This is a genomic window from Cypionkella psychrotolerans (genome assembly GCF_001294535.1).
GTDB lineage: Bacteria > Pseudomonadota > Alphaproteobacteria > Rhodobacterales > Rhodobacteraceae > Cypionkella > Cypionkella psychrotolerans.
The window spans coordinates 80609-96258 of sequence record NZ_LGIC01000033.1; the positions used below are offsets into that span (position 1 = coordinate 80609).

The 15650-nt window shown below is 60.7% G+C and carries 18 protein-coding genes; 13 read left to right on the top strand and 5 right to left on the bottom strand.

The genetic code is table 11. From position 1 onward, the window contains the following. Positions 1 to 62 precede the first annotated feature (62 nt). The 12 genes from coxB (at position 63) to AKV04_RS06800 (ending at position 10166) form a co-directional block, all read left to right on the top strand. A complete protein-coding gene (coxB, locus tag AKV04_RS06745) occupies positions 63 to 1001 on the top strand; it encodes a cytochrome c oxidase subunit II (protein WP_054005869.1) in 939 nt (312 codons plus the stop codon). A 68-nt stretch (positions 1002 to 1069) separates the two neighbouring features. Beyond that, positions 1070 to 2002: a heme o synthase gene (gene cyoE, locus AKV04_RS06750; RefSeq protein ID WP_054005690.1), complete on the top strand. Its 933-nt coding sequence runs from the start codon at positions 1070 to 1072 to the stop codon at positions 2000 to 2002. Then, entirely contained in the window at positions 2002 to 2235 is a 234-nt protein-coding gene (locus AKV04_RS06755) for a hypothetical protein (protein ID WP_054005691.1), read from the top strand. Before cyoE ends, AKV04_RS06755 begins: the two co-directional genes overlap by 1 nt. Next, positions 2232 to 2831: a cytochrome c oxidase assembly protein gene (locus AKV04_RS06760; RefSeq protein WP_054005692.1), complete on the top strand. Its 600-nt coding sequence runs from the start codon at positions 2232 to 2234 to the stop codon at positions 2829 to 2831. Before AKV04_RS06755 ends, AKV04_RS06760 begins: the two co-directional genes overlap by 4 nt. Positions 2832 to 2858: 27 nt before the next feature. After that, entirely contained in the window at positions 2859 to 3665 is an 807-nt protein-coding gene (locus AKV04_RS06765) for a cytochrome c oxidase subunit 3 (protein WP_054005693.1), read from the top strand. Between the two features lie 56 nt (positions 3666 to 3721). After that, a complete protein-coding gene (locus tag AKV04_RS06770; protein WP_054005870.1) occupies positions 3722 to 4390 on the top strand; it encodes an SURF1 family protein in 669 nt (222 codons plus the stop codon). 9 nt (positions 4391 to 4399) lie between these two features. Then, positions 4400 to 5785 carry a threonine synthase gene (thrC, locus tag AKV04_RS06775; protein WP_054005694.1) on the top strand — a complete coding sequence of 462 codons (1386 nt, stop codon included), beginning with the start codon at positions 4400 to 4402 and terminating at the stop codon, positions 5783 to 5785. Then, positions 5782 to 7056 carry a M16 family metallopeptidase gene (locus AKV04_RS06780; protein WP_268871781.1) on the top strand — a complete coding sequence of 425 codons (1275 nt, stop codon included), beginning with the start codon at positions 5782 to 5784 and terminating at the stop codon, positions 7054 to 7056. Before thrC ends, AKV04_RS06780 begins: the two co-directional genes overlap by 4 nt. Continuing rightward, on the top strand, positions 7056 to 7640 hold the full coding sequence (locus tag AKV04_RS06785) for a GNAT family N-acetyltransferase (RefSeq protein WP_054005695.1): 585 nt from the start codon (positions 7056 to 7058) through the stop codon (positions 7638 to 7640). The genes AKV04_RS06780 and AKV04_RS06785 overlap by 1 nt, the downstream gene beginning before the upstream one ends. A gap of 40 nt (positions 7641 to 7680) precedes the next feature. Beyond that, complete coding sequence (locus tag AKV04_RS06790) at positions 7681 to 8226, top strand: DUF1697 domain-containing protein (RefSeq protein ID WP_054005696.1); 546 nt, start codon at positions 7681 to 7683, stop codon at positions 8224 to 8226. 33 nt (positions 8227 to 8259) lie between these two features. After that, entirely contained in the window at positions 8260 to 9672 is a 1413-nt protein-coding gene (locus AKV04_RS06795) for an FAD-binding oxidoreductase (protein ID WP_054005697.1), read from the top strand. A 101-nt stretch (positions 9673 to 9773) separates the two neighbouring features. Continuing rightward, a complete protein-coding gene (locus AKV04_RS06800) occupies positions 9774 to 10166 on the top strand; it encodes a DUF1428 domain-containing protein (protein ID WP_054005698.1) in 393 nt (130 codons plus the stop codon). A 231-nt stretch (positions 10167 to 10397) separates the two neighbouring features. Here the strand turns inward: AKV04_RS06800 and AKV04_RS06805 are convergent, their stop codons facing one another. From AKV04_RS06805 to AKV04_RS06820, 4 genes are read right to left on the bottom strand one after another with little or no spacing between them, the layout of a single operon-like run. Beyond that, on the bottom strand, positions 10398 to 10940 hold the full coding sequence (locus AKV04_RS06805) for an adenine phosphoribosyltransferase (RefSeq protein WP_054005699.1): 543 nt from the start codon (positions 10938 to 10940) through the stop codon (positions 10398 to 10400). A gap of 11 nt (positions 10941 to 10951) precedes the next feature. Next, positions 10952 to 11422, bottom strand: coding sequence for a DUF2269 family protein (locus AKV04_RS06810; protein WP_054005700.1), 471 nt, complete (start codon positions 11420 to 11422; stop codon positions 10952 to 10954). Further along, positions 11422 to 12768 carry an SDR family oxidoreductase gene (locus AKV04_RS06815; protein WP_054005701.1) on the bottom strand — a complete coding sequence of 449 codons (1347 nt, stop codon included), beginning with the start codon at positions 12766 to 12768 and terminating at the stop codon, positions 11422 to 11424. The genes AKV04_RS06810 and AKV04_RS06815 overlap by 1 nt, the downstream gene beginning before the upstream one ends. Continuing rightward, on the bottom strand, positions 12765 to 13631 hold the full coding sequence (locus AKV04_RS06820) for an S-methyl-5'-thioadenosine phosphorylase (protein ID WP_054005702.1): 867 nt from the start codon (positions 13629 to 13631) through the stop codon (positions 12765 to 12767). The genes AKV04_RS06815 and AKV04_RS06820 overlap by 4 nt, the downstream gene beginning before the upstream one ends. A 237-nt stretch (positions 13632 to 13868) precedes the next feature. Between AKV04_RS06820 and AKV04_RS06825 the strand changes: the two genes are divergently transcribed. Then, positions 13869 to 14444, top strand: a complete 576-nt coding sequence (locus AKV04_RS06825) for a dimethylsulfonioproprionate lyase family protein (RefSeq protein WP_054005703.1) — start codon at positions 13869 to 13871, stop codon at positions 14442 to 14444. 106 nt (positions 14445 to 14550) lie between these two features. Here the strand turns inward: AKV04_RS06825 and AKV04_RS06830 are convergent, their stop codons facing one another. After that, positions 14551 to 15519, bottom strand: coding sequence for a phosphotransferase family protein (locus AKV04_RS06830; RefSeq protein WP_082351546.1), 969 nt, complete (start codon positions 15517 to 15519; stop codon positions 14551 to 14553). Positions 15520 to 15650 lie beyond the last annotated feature (131 nt).

Consider the following 15650-nt stretch of genomic DNA (forward strand, 5'->3'; position numbering starts at 1 on the left):
CCCCTGTTTGGGCATGGTCAAAAAGGTGGCGTGAAAGCTGCCCTTGGATACGGGAAATGAACATGCGTCTTAAGTCGACTTTCAACGCTGTTGCGGCTGCCAGCCTTGGTCTGCTTATGCAGCCTAGCTTCGCCTTGGCGCAAGCATTGGAAACCGTGGGGGCTCCGGTTCCGTATGGCACCGAGCATCAGCCAGCGGCGACCAACATCGCCCGCGATCTGCAGTGGCTGGATCACATGATCTTGGTCATCATCACGGTGATCGTGGCGTTTGTGACCCTGCTGTTGGTCTACATCATGATCCGCTTCAACCGGAAGCGGAACCCGGTGCCTGCGACCTTCACGCATAACTCGCCGTTGGAAGTGGCATGGACGATCATCCCGATCCTGATTCTGGTGTTCATCGGCTCGTTCTCGCTTCCCGCGCTGTTCACGCAGCAGGAAATTCCGGTGTCGGACATCACCATCAAAGCGACGGGCAACCAATGGTATTGGTCGTATGAATACCCGGATGTGAAGGTCGGTGAGGCGGATACGTTGAAGTTTGACGCGTTCCGCATTGATGGCGCGATGAAGATTGACGATGCGGCAGCGGGCTGGGGCGATGATCAGCCGATGTCGACCGCGGGCGTGATGAGCGATGTGGCGGTGAAGAAGCTGGCTTACTACGGCTACACCAAAGAAGATTTCCTGTTGGCCACCGACAATGCCGTGGTTATCCCGGTGGGCAAAACCGTGGTGATGCAGGTGACGGGTGCGGATGTGATCCACGCTTGGGCGATGCCTGCGTTTGGTGTGATGCAATCGGCGGTTCCCGGTCGATTGGGCCAGTTGTGGTTCAAGGCGGATCGTGAGGGCATCTATTTCGGCCAGTGCACGACGCTGTGCGGCAAGGACCATGCCTATATGCCGATCACGGTTAAGGTCGTAAGTCAGGCGGCTTATGATGCGTGGATCGCGCAGGCCACCACGACGGGCAATCTGCGGCTCGCGTCGAACTGAGACCCAAGCTACGGCACAGCGGGCCTCCGGTTTTGGGGGCCCGCGTTAGACCAGAAAGCCAGGACGTTATGACCGATATCCGGTCTTTTGAGGCCCCGAAAGAAGCGGGATTTGGCGATTTCGTGCAGCTGTTGAAGCCGCGCGTGATGTCGCTTGTGGTGTTCACTGCGTTTGTGGGGCTGTTGGTGGCGCCTGTGCATCTGCATCCGGTGGTCAGCTTTACCGCGATCCTGTTCATTGCTTTGGGCGCGGGCGCGTCTGGGGCGCTGAATATGTGGTGGGATGCCGATATTGACGCGATCATGCGGCGCACCAAGGGGCGTCCGGTGCCTGCGGGGCTGGTGCAGCCGGGGGAGGCTTTGGCGATTGGCCTCGCGCTGTCGGGTATCTCGGTGGTGATGCTGGCGCTGGCGACCAATATTCTGGCGGGGGCGCTGCTGGCGTTCACGATTTTCTTTTATGCCGTGGTCTATTCGATGTGGCTGAAGCGTTCGACGCCGCAGAACATCGTGATTGGCGGGGCTGCTGGCGCGTTTCCTCCGATGATCGGCTGGGTGGCGGCAACGGGGTCGATCTCGGTTGAGGCCGGGTTGATGTTCATGCTGATCTTCATGTGGACGCCGCCGCATTTCTGGGCTTTGGCTTTGTTCATGAACGAGGATTATTCCAAAGCGGGTGTGCCGATGCTGACGGTGACGCATGGCAAGAAAGTGACCCGCAATCATGTGCTGGTCTATACTTTGGCGCTGATCCCGTTTGCGCTTGGTCTGGGGTTCACCTCGATCGGCGGGCCGGTGTATCTGGCGGTTTCGGTGTTGCTGAACGCCGAGTTCCTGCGCGGGGCGTATCGGATTTGGAAGCGGGATGAGGTTATGGCTGAGGCGGATAGCTATAAGGTGGAGAAAGCGGTATTCCGCTTTTCGCTGCTATATCTGTTCCTGCATTTTACCGCACTTTTGGTAGAGGCTGTGCTGCACAGCTCTGGCATGGGGGGCTGGTGATGGCGTTTCCGGCACCCGAACATGAGATTCACCGCAGGCGGTTTTCGCGCAATCTGGGCGTTGGGCTGACGCTGACCTGCTTTGTCGCGCTGGTGTTTGCGCTGACCGTGGTGAAAGTGACCAACGGCGATCTGGGCCATGCCAATGATGCGCCGGGGATGCTGGGATCGACCCAGCCGATTGCGCCGGAATTGCCTGCGCCTGCGCCTGCCGCTCCGGCGGTGAGCCCATGAGCAAGTCTGTCGACGCACAAAAGAAGACCGCGGCCCTGCTGGCTGGGGTTGCGGCTGTCATGCTGTCTTTGTCCTTCGCTGCGGTGCCGTTTTACAACTGGTTCTGCCGGGTGACGGGCTATGCGGGCACGACTTCGGTGGCAGCAACGGGCGCGGATGAAATTCTGGATCAAACGGTGAAAATCCGCTTTGACGCTTCTCTCGAAGCCGGGATGCCTTGGCAGTTCCGCGCGGTGCAGCCGTCGATGGAACTGCGCATCGGTGAGACGGGCCTTGCGTTCTTTGAGGCCTATAACCCGACCGACAAAGCGGTGGGCGGGCAGGCCAGCTATAATGTCACGCCAGATCAATCGGGCGGCTATTTCACCAAGATTGAGTGTTTCTGCTTCACCGAGCAGATTTTGCAACCCGGTGAGCGGGTGCAGATGCCGGTGAGTTTCTACGTCGATCCGTCGATTGTGAAAGACCCGGAAGCCAGTCTGATCAAAGAGATCACGTTGTCTTACACCTTCCACGTCGCCGATATTCCGCAAAAGCAGGCTGCCAATACGGTGGCCCCGGCTCTTGCCGAGACGCCTACCAAGCTTATAGAATAAAGACAAGAAAACCGAGGGAACCCGACCATGGCCCACGCCAAGAACCACGATTACCACATTCTTCCGCCGTCGATCTGGCCGTTTTTCGGGGCTGCCAGCGCGTTTGTCATGCTGTTTGGCTTCGTGCTGTGGATGCACGGCTCGCACCCATTCGTGGGGTTGATCGGCCTCGCGGGCGTGCTTTACACCATGTACGCGTGGTGGTCGGAAGTGGTGCATGAGGGCCAGACCGGCGATCACACCCCGGTGGTGCGGATCGGCCTGCGCTATGGCTTTATCCTGTTCATCATGTCGGAAGTGATGTTCTTCTCGGCGTGGTTCTGGACCTTCTTCAAACACGCGATGTATCCGATGGGGCCGCTGTCGCCGCTGAAAGATGGCGTTTGGCCGCCAGAAGGCATCGTGATGTTCGACCCGTGGCATCTGCCGCTGATCAACACGCTGATCCTGCTCTGCTCGGGTTGTGCCGCGACTTGGGCGCACCACGCTTTGGTGCATGAGAACAACAACCGCGCGGCGATGAAGCAGGGCTTGATCCTGGCGATTGTGCTGGGGATGCTGTTTACCTTCTTCCAAGCCTATGAATACAGCCACGCGGCTTTTGGCTTTGCGGGCAATATCTATGGCGCGTCGTTCTTCATGGCGACTGGCTTCCATGGTTTCCATGTGGTGATCGGCACGATCTTTCTGACGGTCTGTTTGATCCGCACCTACAAGGGCCATTTCACGCCCGAACAGCATGTCGGCTTTGAAGCCGCCGCTTGGTACTGGCACTTCGTGGACGTGGTCTGGTTGTTCCTGTTCGCCGCTGTCTATATCTGGGGCAGCGCATAACGATCTAAGACTTGCGCGGGCCCCGGTGGCCCGCGCAGCTTTTTCAGGGTTTGCTGATGAAATTCCGTCTGATGTCTGCGCTGTTGCTGGGTTTGGCTGGCGTAGGATTTCTGTGCAGCCTTGGCCTCTGGCAAGTGCAGCGCATGTATGAAAAGCGCGCGCAACTCGATGAGATGACGGCGGGGATTTCTGAACCTGCGGTGGTGGTGCCTGCGGTGTTGGACCCAGAGCGGGATCGCTATCGGCCCGTGCTGGCGGCGGGGCGGTTTACCGGCGAGACGCTTTATGTTCTGTCTGGCCAGCCGATGATCGGCGCCGGGGTGCAGGTGATCTCGGTTTTGCAGATGGCAGACGGGCGGCGCTTGCTGGTGGATCGCGGGTTTCTGCCGGATGAGGCCAAGCACAAGGCATTGCACGTGACCGATCTGACGGTGCAGGGCAATCTGATGTGGCCGCGCGACAGCAATCAATATACCCCGCCCCCCGACGCCAAGACCGGCATGTGGTTTGCCCGCGATGCGATGGCGATGGCAGCGGTTTTGCACACAGAGCCGACATTTATTGTCGCGCGCGCGCCAACGGGTGACGGGATCGAGGCGATGCCAGTGGATACTTCGTCTATTCCCAATGACCATTGGGGCTATGCGATCACCTGGTTTTCGCTGGCCTTGGTGTGGGCGGTGATGACAGCGGGGCTGGTCTGGCGTATCAGGCGGCAAATCTAGGGGGGACGGATGCGGTATATCTCGACGCGGGGACAGGCTCCGGTTTTGAATTTCAGCGAAGCGATGATGACGGGGCTGGCGCGCGATGGCGGGCTGTATGTGCCCGAGGTCGTGCCTGCTTTGTCGAAGGCGGAAATCGCGGCGATGGCGGGGCTGCCCTATGAGGAGATCGCGTTTCGGGTGATGCGGCCGTATTTGGGGTCCACGTTTACCGATGCCGAGTTCAAGGGGCTGCTGGCAAAGGCTTACGCTGGCTTTGGCCATGCAGCGCGCGCGCCTTTGGTGCAGTTGGGGCCGAACCATTTCCTGCTGGAGCTGTTCCACGGCCCAACCTTGGCGTTCAAAGACTTCGCCATGCAGTTGATCGGGCAGATGATGCAGGCGGCTTTGGCCAAGACCGGCGAGCGGGTGACGATTGTTGGCGCGACTTCGGGCGATACCGGGTCGGCTGCGATGGAGGCGTTTCGGGGGTTGGCGAATGTCGATCTGTTTATTCTGTATCCGCATGGGCGGGTGTCGGATGTGCAGCGGCGGCAGATGACCACCCCTTCTGAGGCGAATGTTTACGCCTTGGCGATGGACGGAGATTTTGACGATTGCCAAGCCCGTGTGAAGGATATGTTCAACGATTTCGCCTTCCGCGATGGCGTGCGGCTGGCGGGGGTGAATTCGATCAACTGGGCGCGGGTTTTGGCGCAGGTGGTGTATTATTTCAGCGCGGCGGTGTCGTTGGGCGCGCCGGATCGGGCGGTGAGCTTCACTGTGCCGACGGGCAATTTCGGTGACATTTTCGCGGGCTATATCGCGCGGAAAATGGGGCTGCCGATTGATCAACTGGTGATCGCGACCAATCAGAATGACATTCTGGATCGGGCGATGAAGACCGGGGATTATGCGCAGAATGGGGTGACGGCCTCGATCTCACCGTCGATGGATATTCAGGTGTCGTCCAACTTTGAGCGGGCGTTGTTTGACGCTTATGGCCGCGATGGCGCGGCGGTTTCGGCTTTGATGGAGGAGTTGAAATCGGGCGGTTTCCACATTTCGCAAGGGGCGATGGGGATGCTGCGCGAGGCCTTTGCTTCGGGGCGATGTTCGGAGGAGGAGACCACGGCGACGATCCAGCGCGCCTTTGCGCAGACCGGGGAAATCCTTTGCCCACATTCCGCCGTGGGCGTGAAGGTGGCAGAGGAGCATCTTGGGGAAGCGCCGATGATCACCCTCGCCACGGCGCACCCGGCGAAGTTCCCAGATGCGGTGGAAGCGGCGATGGGCACACGGCCCCAGCTTCCTCCACGCATGGCGGACTTGTTCACGCGCCCGGAACGTGTCACCCGTGTTCCGAATGATCTGGGCGCTTTGCAGGCGCTGATCCGCGAAAGGATTGCCCGTTGAGCCACGCATCTGCCGGTCTGCGCCTGACCACTCTGCCGAACGGCTTCCGCATCGTCACCGAACATATGCCGGGGCTGCTGTCTGCCAGCGCCGGGATTTGGGTGATGGCGGGGGGGCGGCATGAGAAGCCAACGCAGAACGGCATCGCGCATTTTCTGGAGCATATGGCGTTTAAGGGCACCAAGCGGCGCACGTCTTTGCAAATTGCCGAGGAAATTGAGGATGTTGGCGGCTATATCAATGCCTATACCTCTCGGGAGATGACCGCTTATTATGCGCGGGTGTTGCAGGCTGATGTGGGACTAGCCCTCGATGTGATTGGCGATATTGTGCTGAACCCGGCCTTTGATAAGAAGGAAATTGAGGTTGAGCGGCATGTGATCTTGCAGGAGATCGGTCAGGCTTTGGATACGCCCGATGATATCGTGTTCGATTGGCTGCAAGAGGCCTCCTACCCGGATCAAGCGTTCGGGCGGACGATTCTGGGGCCGGAGGAGCGGGTTTCTTCCTTTACCCGCAAGGATTTGCAGGGCTTTGTGGCGGAACACTACGGGCCGGGGCAGATGATTTTGGCGGCGGCTGGCGCTGTCGATCACGATGCGATTGTGAAGCAAGCCGAGGCGATGTTCGGCAGCATGAAGGCCAAGCCCGCGACCACGTTTCAGGCGGCGACGTTCAAAGGGTCGGAACGCCGTGAGGTGAAGGATCTGGAGCAGGTGCATTTCGCCATGGCGTTTGACGCGCCGGGTTATCGGCATCCGGACGTCTATACCGCGCAGGTTTATGCGATGACGATGGGCGGCGGCATGTCGTCCCGTCTGTTCCAGAAGGTGCGGGAAGAGCGGGGCCTCTGCTATTCGATCTTCGCCCAGTCGGGGGCTTATGAGGATGCCGGGCAGATCACTTTGTATGCGGGCACTAGCGCTGAGGAAATCGGCGAGCTGACCCAGATCACCATGGATGAGTTGAAGCGCGCGGCGGATGATATGTCTGAGGCCGAAGTGGCCCGCGCGCGGACGCAGATCAAGGCCGGAATGTTGATGGGGCTGGAAAGCCCGTCGTCTCGGGCTGAACGCATCGCGCGTCTGCTGGCGATTTATGATCGGGTGCCGGGGGTGGATGAGGCGGTGGCGCGGATTGATGCGGTGACGGTGGCGGATGTGCGGCGCTATGCGGGCGAACTGGCAGAGGCGGATTCGGCTTTGGCTTTGTATGGCCCGGTTGCGGATGCCCCCTCGCTGGAAGATATTCGCAAGCGTTTGGCGGCGTAATGCTATCCTTCCGCCGCAGGCCCACGGTTGAAACCGAGCGGATGACTTTGCGGTTGCCTGCGCACAGCGATTACAGAGCTTGGGCAGGCTTGCGCGAGGCTTCGGTGACGCATCTTACCCCGTGGGAGCCAGTTTGGGCGCATGATCATTTGTCGCGCAAAGCCTTTACCAACCGGGTGTATTGGGCGGGGCGGGCCGAGGCCACGGGCACGGCGCTGCCGATGCTGATGTTTCGGCGCGAGGATCGGCAGTTGTTGGGCGCGGTGACGCTGGACAATATCCGCCGTGGCCCGGTGCAGGCGGGCACGATGGGCTATTGGATTGGTGCGCCCTTCGCGCGGCGCGGTTATATGAAGGAAGCGGTGCAGGCTTTGGTGCATTTTTCCTTCGCTCAGCTTGACCTAAGCCGGATTGAAAGCGCCTGTTTGCCGGAAAACATCGCTTCGCGTGGGGTTTTGGAGAAATCCGGCTTTAAATATGAGGGCGTGGCCCAATCTTATTTGCAAATCAACGGGCGCTGGCGGAACCATGTGTTATACGCCAACTTACGGAACGACCGACGTGGTCGCACGGACGTGGGCTAATCCTACGCCGGAGCGGGTGGGGTCTTGTCTGGAGAGCCCAATGAGTGAAGTCAAAGTCCTGCTGTTGCGCGGCGTGAACGTGTCGGGCGCCAATCGCCTGCCGATGCCGGAGTTTCGGCAAATGCTGCTGGAACAAGGGCTTCAGCAAATCCACACCCATCTGCAAAGCGGCAATGCGGTGTATCTTGATCCGGGCGTCGCCGGGGTTGAGGCGAAAATCACCACAGCGATGAAAGAGCGTTTCGGCTTTGCGCCGCCGATGTTCGTGATGACGCTGAAAGAATACGATGCGATTTTGGCGGCGAACCCGTTCAAAAAGCAGGGCGCGGCTGATGGCGCTGGTGTGCATATCTATTTCCTCGCCAGCCCAGCGGCGGCCACGGCGGTGCAGGCTTTGTCGGCCCATGCGGCAAATGGTGAGCAGATCTTGTTTTCTGACAAGGCGGTTTATCTGCTAGCTCCGAACGGAATCGGACGATCTGTGCTGGCGACCAAACTTGAGGCGGGTTTGAGCATGGTGAAGACCGCGCGCAACCAAACCTCTGCCACGGCGATTGCGGCCTTGGCGCGCACGATCACTGTGTGAACCGCGGCTTTGAGCCTTGAGTGAGACGATAAGATGCTGAACCCTGCCGATCCTGCGTTTGTTGAAATGCTGCGTGGGCTGCTGCCCGAGGGCGCTTTGCACGCAGCCGAGCCGCGCTATCTGGAAGAACCGCGCGGGCGCTGGCAGGGTTTGGCGGGGGTGGTGGCGCTGCCTCGGACGGTTTCTGAGGTGTCGGTGGTGGTGCGGGCTTGTGCGCAGGCGCGTGTCGGCATCGTGCCTTGGGGCGGCGGCACCGGGCTGGTCGGCGGGCAGTTGATGTCCGAGGGCCCCGTGCCCGTGGTGCTGTCGTTGGAGCGGATGGCAGCCTTGCGCGGCAGCTATGCTGAGGAAAATGTGCTGGTGGTCGAGGCTGGGATGATCCTCGCCGATGTGCAGCGCCATGCCGGCGATCTGGGCCGGGTATTTCCGCTGGCCTTGGCGTCGGAGGGGACGTGCCGGATTGGTGGGAATCTTTCCACCAACGCAGGGGGCTTGAACGTGCTGCGCTATGGCAATGCGCGGGATTTGTGTTTGGGCGTCGAGGCGGTTTTGCCGGATGGCAGCATTTTCAATGGCTTGAAGCGGTTGCGCAAGGATAACACCGGCTATGATCTGCGGCATTTGCTGATCGGGGCCGAGGGCACTTTGGGCGTGATCACCGCCGCCAGTCTGCGGCTGTATCCGGTGCCGGGGGTGGTTGGCACGGCTTTGCTGGCGGTGGAAAGCCCGGCGGCTGCGTTGAAACTGCTGTCGCTGGCGCAAGAGCAGCTGTCGGGGATGGTCTCGGCATTTGAGTTGATCGGGCGGATGGGGTTGGAGTTTTTGGCCGAACGCATCCCCGAGGTGAAGCTGCCGCTCGGGATGCCGGAGTGGATGGTGCTGATCGAGATCGGTCTGCCTGCGGGGTTCGGTTTGGCCGAAGATCACTTGGGTGGGCTGTTTGAGGCGGGACTGGCGGACGGGTTGGTGTCAGACGGGGTGATTGCGGCCTCGGAAGCGCAGCGGGCGGGGCTGTGGCGGATCCGCGAGGCGATCCCGGAAGCCAACCGGATGATCGGGGCGGTCAGCAGCCATGATATTTCGGTGCCGCTGGGGTTGGTGGCGGAGTTTATCGCCAAAGCCGGGCCTCGGTTGGCGAAGCTGGGCGATTTCCGGGTGAATTGCTTTGGCCATTTGGGCGATGGCAACCTGCATTACAACGTGTTCCCGGCGTTTGGGCGCAGCCGGAAAGACTATGAACACCTGCGCGATGCGGTGAAAACCTGCGTGCATGATCTGGTCGATGAACTGGGTGGTTCGATGTCGGCCGAGCATGGTTTGGGGCGGTTGAAAGTGGAGGATCTGGAACGCTACGGCGATCCGGGCAAGCTGGCCGCAATGCGGGCGATCAAGGTGGCGCTGGACCCGTTGGGGATTATGAATCCGGGCGCGGTGCTGCGGGGATAACCGGCGCGTCGGCGGAAATCGGTTCATCTGCGGGCAAATCGGGGAATGGATCGCGGGTTTTGCGGTTGGTCTGGTATCATCCCGAAACAGGAGGACCCATCATGAGCTATATTCAAGGGTTTCTGATCGCAGTGCCGAAGGCCAAAAAGCAGGCCTATATCGACTCGGCGCGGGCGGCGGCACCGATCTTTAAGGAATACGGCGCGCTGCGCGTGGTCGAGACGTGTAGCGAGACGATTGCCGATGGCAAAGTCACCGACTTTAAACGCGCGGTTCTGGCGACGGCTGATGAGGCGGTGGTGTTTTCATGGATCGAGTGGCCGGATCAGCAGACGTATGAGACGGCCTCCGCGAAAATGCAGACCGATGCGCGTTGGAAAGACATGCCTGAGATGCCGTTTGACGGTCAGCGCATGGTCTGGGGCGGGTTTGAGCCGATCTTTGACACCCAGAGCGAGCAATCGGCTGGGGCAGGTTTTGCAAGTTCATCCTGATTACAAGAAACGCCCTGCCGGAAAACCGACAGGGCGCTGGGGTTGGGTGGGTCACGTGTTGCAAGCAGCGTCACCCTAAGGCTGGGTTGGCCTTAGTAAGTCTGGTGTAGGATGATTCGGTAAACAGGCCGTTAACGGTGATGCGGATTTGGCGTTTAGGCTGCTGAAATGCGCCTGAACTCTGAGGCCCCGGCTCAAGGCCGGGGCGGCGTGGGATGTTTGGACGGCGGGTTAAAGCCCTTCAAAGGCGCAGAGGGCGTGGACTTCCATGCCCATGCTTTCCAGCTTTTTGCGCCCGCCCAAGTCTGGCAGATCAACGACGAAAGCGCAGCCGATCACCTGTGCGCCGAGACGTTCGATCAGTTTGATGCCCGCCTCGGCGGTGCCTCCGGTCGCCAGCAGATCATCGACCAGCAGGACTTTCTCGCCCGGCTGCATCGCGTCTTCATGCACCTCGACCACCGCCTCGCCATATTCCAGCGTATAGGCTTGGCTGATGGTCTGGCCCGGCAATTTGCCCTTTTTGCGGATCGGCACAAAGCCGGTCGAAAGCTGATGCGCGACAGCCCCACCCAGAATGAAACCGCGCGCCTCCAGCCCCACCACCTTATCAATTCGCATCCCGGCATAGGGGGCGAGCAGTTGGTCGACGCACATCCGAAAGCCGCGCGGATCGGCGAACAGGGTGGTGACATCACGGAAGAAGATGCCTTCATGCGGGAAATCAACGATGGTGCGGATGTAGTCTTTGACGGTTTTCTTGGCAGAGGACATCAGCGAGCCTTTCAGAAGTAGGGTCTGTTTACCATCAGCCAGAACACCGCGACAAGGGCGGCGAAAGCGGGGACGCCAAGGGCGAGCCATATCCGGTAGAGTTTGCGGGCCTTTGCCGGGAGCGGGGTGCCTGCGGTGAGGGCTTCGGCGGCAAGGTCTCGTATGTGCAGTTGCAGGATGACGACGAGGGACCAGCACAGGAAGGCGAGGATGTAGAGGGCATAGGTTATCAGCAGCCACGGCTCGGTCAGCGAGTAGCCTGCGCGGTGGATCAGCCAGAGGCCGGTGAGGGGCTGAATGATGCCGGCGGGGGTCGTGAAGATCCAGTCGGCGATCACCACGCCAGAGGCTGTGGAATGGATGGTTTCGAGTTTTCCGGTGCGCATTGCCCAGACCATCTGAAACGCGGTGCCTATGCCGGTGCCGAACAGCACGGTCGAGCACAAGATGTGCAGCCAGCGGGCGATCAGATACGGGTCCATCAGCGTTCCTCGGTCAGCGCTAGGTGGGTCAGCAGCAAGGCGAGGATGGGCAGGTTTTTTAGGAGGCCGCCAAACGGATCAAGCCAGAGGGCCGGGGCGATCAGGGTCAGGCCAAGCGTGTAGCCCAGCACCATCAGGATTTGCAGAATGGCGGTGGTTTTGGGCCGCCAGTTTTTCAGCAGGGCAATGCCGAGGGCGGCGTCAGCCAAGCCTCCGGCTTTGGCAAGGATCAGCGCGAGGGTGGGCGGCAGGGCGATCTGGTGCAGGTAAATCTCGGGTGGGGTGAGCAGGCCGAGGGTGGCGGAGGTGAGCCAGAGCACGGCGAGTGTCAGGCGGATCAGCGGTTTCAGCAGATAAAGCCGGGCTTGCCACAGGTCTTGCGTGCCAGCGGGGCGGGATTGCAGGAACTGGGTGAAGGCGCGCGCGCTGCGGTGGAATTGTTGCAGCGATGGCGCCGGGTTGGCCTGCGCGACTTGCGGGGGCAGGGCATCAGCGGGTCGGGTTTGCGGGATTTGCGCCACGGCGCAGAGGTGTTCCAGCAACGCTGCGGGGGCGGCCAGTACGCCTTGCTCCAGTTGCGCGACCGAGGTGGCCGAGATCGGGCCTATGCTGAGGGCATCCCCGATCTGTCCCAAGCGGCGGGCGAGCGGAAGCGGGATGTGGAGCAGGGGGTGGTGCGGCAGGCCGAGCCAGCTTTGGGTGGCGCGCAGGATGCCGGTTTGGCTGACAGTTTGCGGCCCGCCGATTTCCCATCTGCCGGGGGCGGGGTTTTGCAAGCATTCGAGGGCTATGGCGGCAAGATCGCTGGCGTGGATCGGGTTGAAGGGTTGCTCGCCTGTGCCGATCACCGGGGTGAAGAACGGCAAGGCGGCAAGCGCACGGATTAAGGATGAGCCGCCGTAGGAGGTGTCGGCGAGGACAAGGCCTGCGCGTAAGATGATGGCCTCGGTTGTGGTGGCGGCGGCTTCGCCTCTGCGGCGCCAGTGGGCGAAGGCGGTGTCGGCCTCTATCCCCACGGCCGAAATCAGCAGGGCTTGGGTGCCGGGGTGTCTTGCGGCATAGGCGGCGGCGGGGGCTTTGACGTGGACGGCCTCGAAGATGCCCGCGGTGCCGGTCAGCAGGCCAGCGGCGTTGATGATATGGGTGTTTTGGTCGAGATGCGGTTGCCAGAAGGCGGGGGCATGGGTGGCGCGGGCGGTTAAATCGGCCTGCAGGGTGGCAAAGCCCATACGGTGCAGGCGGGCGGGGGTGCGGGCTTGGGCGGTGACTTGGACGCCTTGCTCGCGCAGATAGAAGGCGATGTGGCGGCCGATGAACCCATCCGCCCCCAGCAACAGCACTTTCATTTCAACACGCGCCCCGCCACGGCGTCGAGTTTGGCCAGCAATTCGGGGTCACGTTTGTCCGGCGCGGTCATCAGGGCATGGGTCAGCGCGTGGTCGCAGCCGTGCGGGCAGGTGGGATGATCGGGCAGCAGGGCAGGCAGGTTGGCGACCAGGTTGCGGGCGGCGCTGGCGTTGGCGGTGAGGGTTTGGATCACCGCCGCCACGTCGACCGCGCCGTGATCCTCGTGCCAGCAGTCGAAGTCGGTGATCATGGCCAGGGAAGCGTAGCAGAGTTCAGCTTCGCGGGCGAGTTTGGCCTCGGGCATGCCGGTCATGCCGATCACATCGGCGCCCCAGCTGCGGTAGAGGCGGGATTCCGCGAGGGTGGAGAATTGCGGGCCCTCCATGGCAAGGTAGGTGGCGGTGGGGTGGGTTTTGATCCCGGCTTGTTGGGCCGCTTGCAGGCAGGCTTGGCCGAGGCGGGGGCAGGTGGGGTGGGCGAGGGAGACGTGGGCGACGCAGCCGGGGCCGAAGAAGCTTTTCTCGCGGGCAAAGGTGCGGTCGATATATTGGTCGACCAGCACGAAATCGCCGGGGTGGTAATCGGGGCGCAGGCTTCCCACCGCTGAAACAGCGAGAATATCGGTGCAGCCGAGGCGTTTCAGGGCGTCGATGTTGGCGCGGTAGGGGACGGAGGAGGGGGAGTGGACGTGGCCGCGACCGTGGCGGGGCAGGAAGGCCATCGGGGTGCCGTTCAAGCGGCCGATCAGGATCTCATCGGAGGGTTTGCCCCAGGGGGTGGGGACTTTGACCCAGGATCCGCCTTCGAGGCCGTCGATCTGATAGACGCCGGAGCCGCCGATTACGCCGATCATGGGGGGCATTTTGGGGTCCGTTCATTGGGGTTTGGAAGAGTTTAGGGTGGGAAGCGGGGAAGGGGAAGGGGGTGTTTGGGGAGGGTCCCGACTCGGGACCATTGTTTTTATGGGGGAATTTTAGGGGGGTGGGAGGTATGGTTAATCGGAGGTTAAGATTGGGGTGCAGGCAAGAGGTTGCACCGGGTTGCAAGCGGTACGGGCGCACCTCAATGTGGGGATACGGGGTTTCGGAGTAAGGGCTGGATGGATCGGCTGCTGGAGTTGGTGAGACGGGCGTTTGCGCCAGTGCCGGAGGCGGCGGCATTTTTGGCGGATTGGCCCGCTGCGGGTGAACGACGCGAGAATGTGGCGGGAGCTTTGCCGGTTTGCGACTGGATGCCGGAGTTGCAGGCAGGGTTCAGCCCGGTCGATACGGCGGCGGTGGTGGCAGAGTTGCAGCAGGTGGCGGAGGATTTGGCGTGGCGGCAGACCTATGGCGCGGGCGATTTTGGTGCGGATTTTTTGCGCGGCTATGGTTGGAGCGAGTTTATCGGCTTGCGCGGTCCTGTGCCCAGTGCGCGGATCGCTTGCGGCGTGTTGCTGCTGGCACCGGGGATCAGCTATCCGTCGCACGCCCATGCGGCAGAGGAGGTTTATCTGCCGATTGCCGGGGTGGCGGAATGGCAAAAGGGCGCGGGGGATTATGCCGCCGTGCCTGTGGGGCAGGCGATACATCATCCAAGCTGGACGCCGCATGCGATGCGGACGGGGGATCAACCGCTGGCGGCGCTGTATTTGTGGCGCGGTGGGGATTTGGCTGCGAAATCGGTGATTTTGTAGGCATAGCCGGGGAGCGCTCCGCGCGGGAGTATTTGCGAAAGAGCAATTTGGGGGGCGTGGTGGGGTGGATATTCACCCCGCGACAGGACGCGCCTTTGACTTGCTGTTAGCGCGCAATGTCGAGGAGGGAGGTTTTGGCCAGTTGCTTCAAACGCTCCAGCCTGTGTCGCTTGTTTTGATCTGTCAGGTTGCGCCCCTCCAAGCCTGACCATCCGTTCAAAGCCGAAAACTTTTGAAAGAACTCAAACACCACGGGCGGCGTTGCATGGTCGGCGTATCCGGCCAAAAAGGCAGCGGTGGCGGTTTGAAAGTTTTCAAACGCCGTGGCGTTCACCGGCCATTTTATCGCAAAATCGAACAGGAATGAGATGACGTCCCGCAGCGCGTCATCTTCTTTTTTGTTTTCAAAATCTATGCCATAGACCGCGCCTTTGCGGCCAAACAGCACATTGCCGAGATGAAAGTCTTTGTGCGTCACGCAGCGGGTGGATGGCAATGCTTGGGCCTCGGATGCGCATTGTTCAAGCTGGTGAAACTCCACCATGAAGGCGTCGTAGTCAGGAATAACGATCAGCTTTTCGTCGTGCCGCTGGAGTTTTTTCAACAGCCAGTTCATGTGCGGTTTAGTGTCGAATGCGGCAGGTTTGATCGTTGCTTGTTGGAAACCGGAAATCCAGCGGCCTGCGTTTTGCAGATGGGTGCTGGCATCGGCGATATTGGAAAACTGCGGCAGGAGCTGTTGCAGCGATTCAGCCTTCACATGCTCCATGATGAGGGCGCAATCTTTTTCCACAAAGGCCAGTGCTTGCGGTGTGGTTAAAAGCGGGTGTTTTAAAGCGGCATTGGTCGATTTCAGCCGTTGATATTGGTTTAAGATTTTTGCACGACCTGCCGCGTCTGGTGTGCTGAGTTTGCAGACGAATGTGGAGTTCTTGCCGCGTATTTTGCAGCGAAATACCCATGTGTCATACAGTTTTGTGGGGTCTTTGAGCGAGGCCAGCGCGAATTCTTCTTCTGGTAAAAACACGCGCAAGGCACGTCGTGCAGCTTTTACGCTATAGTCTGCATCGAGCATAATTCCCAAATTCCAACGGGTGATAGAGTGGTTTGTGGAGTATCTATCTGAAACTTGGGCGAATTGTGTTGGTCAGGCAAGCGGTATTCGGGGTGCGGACTGGTCTGGGGTTGCTTCGAAGGGGGGCGCTG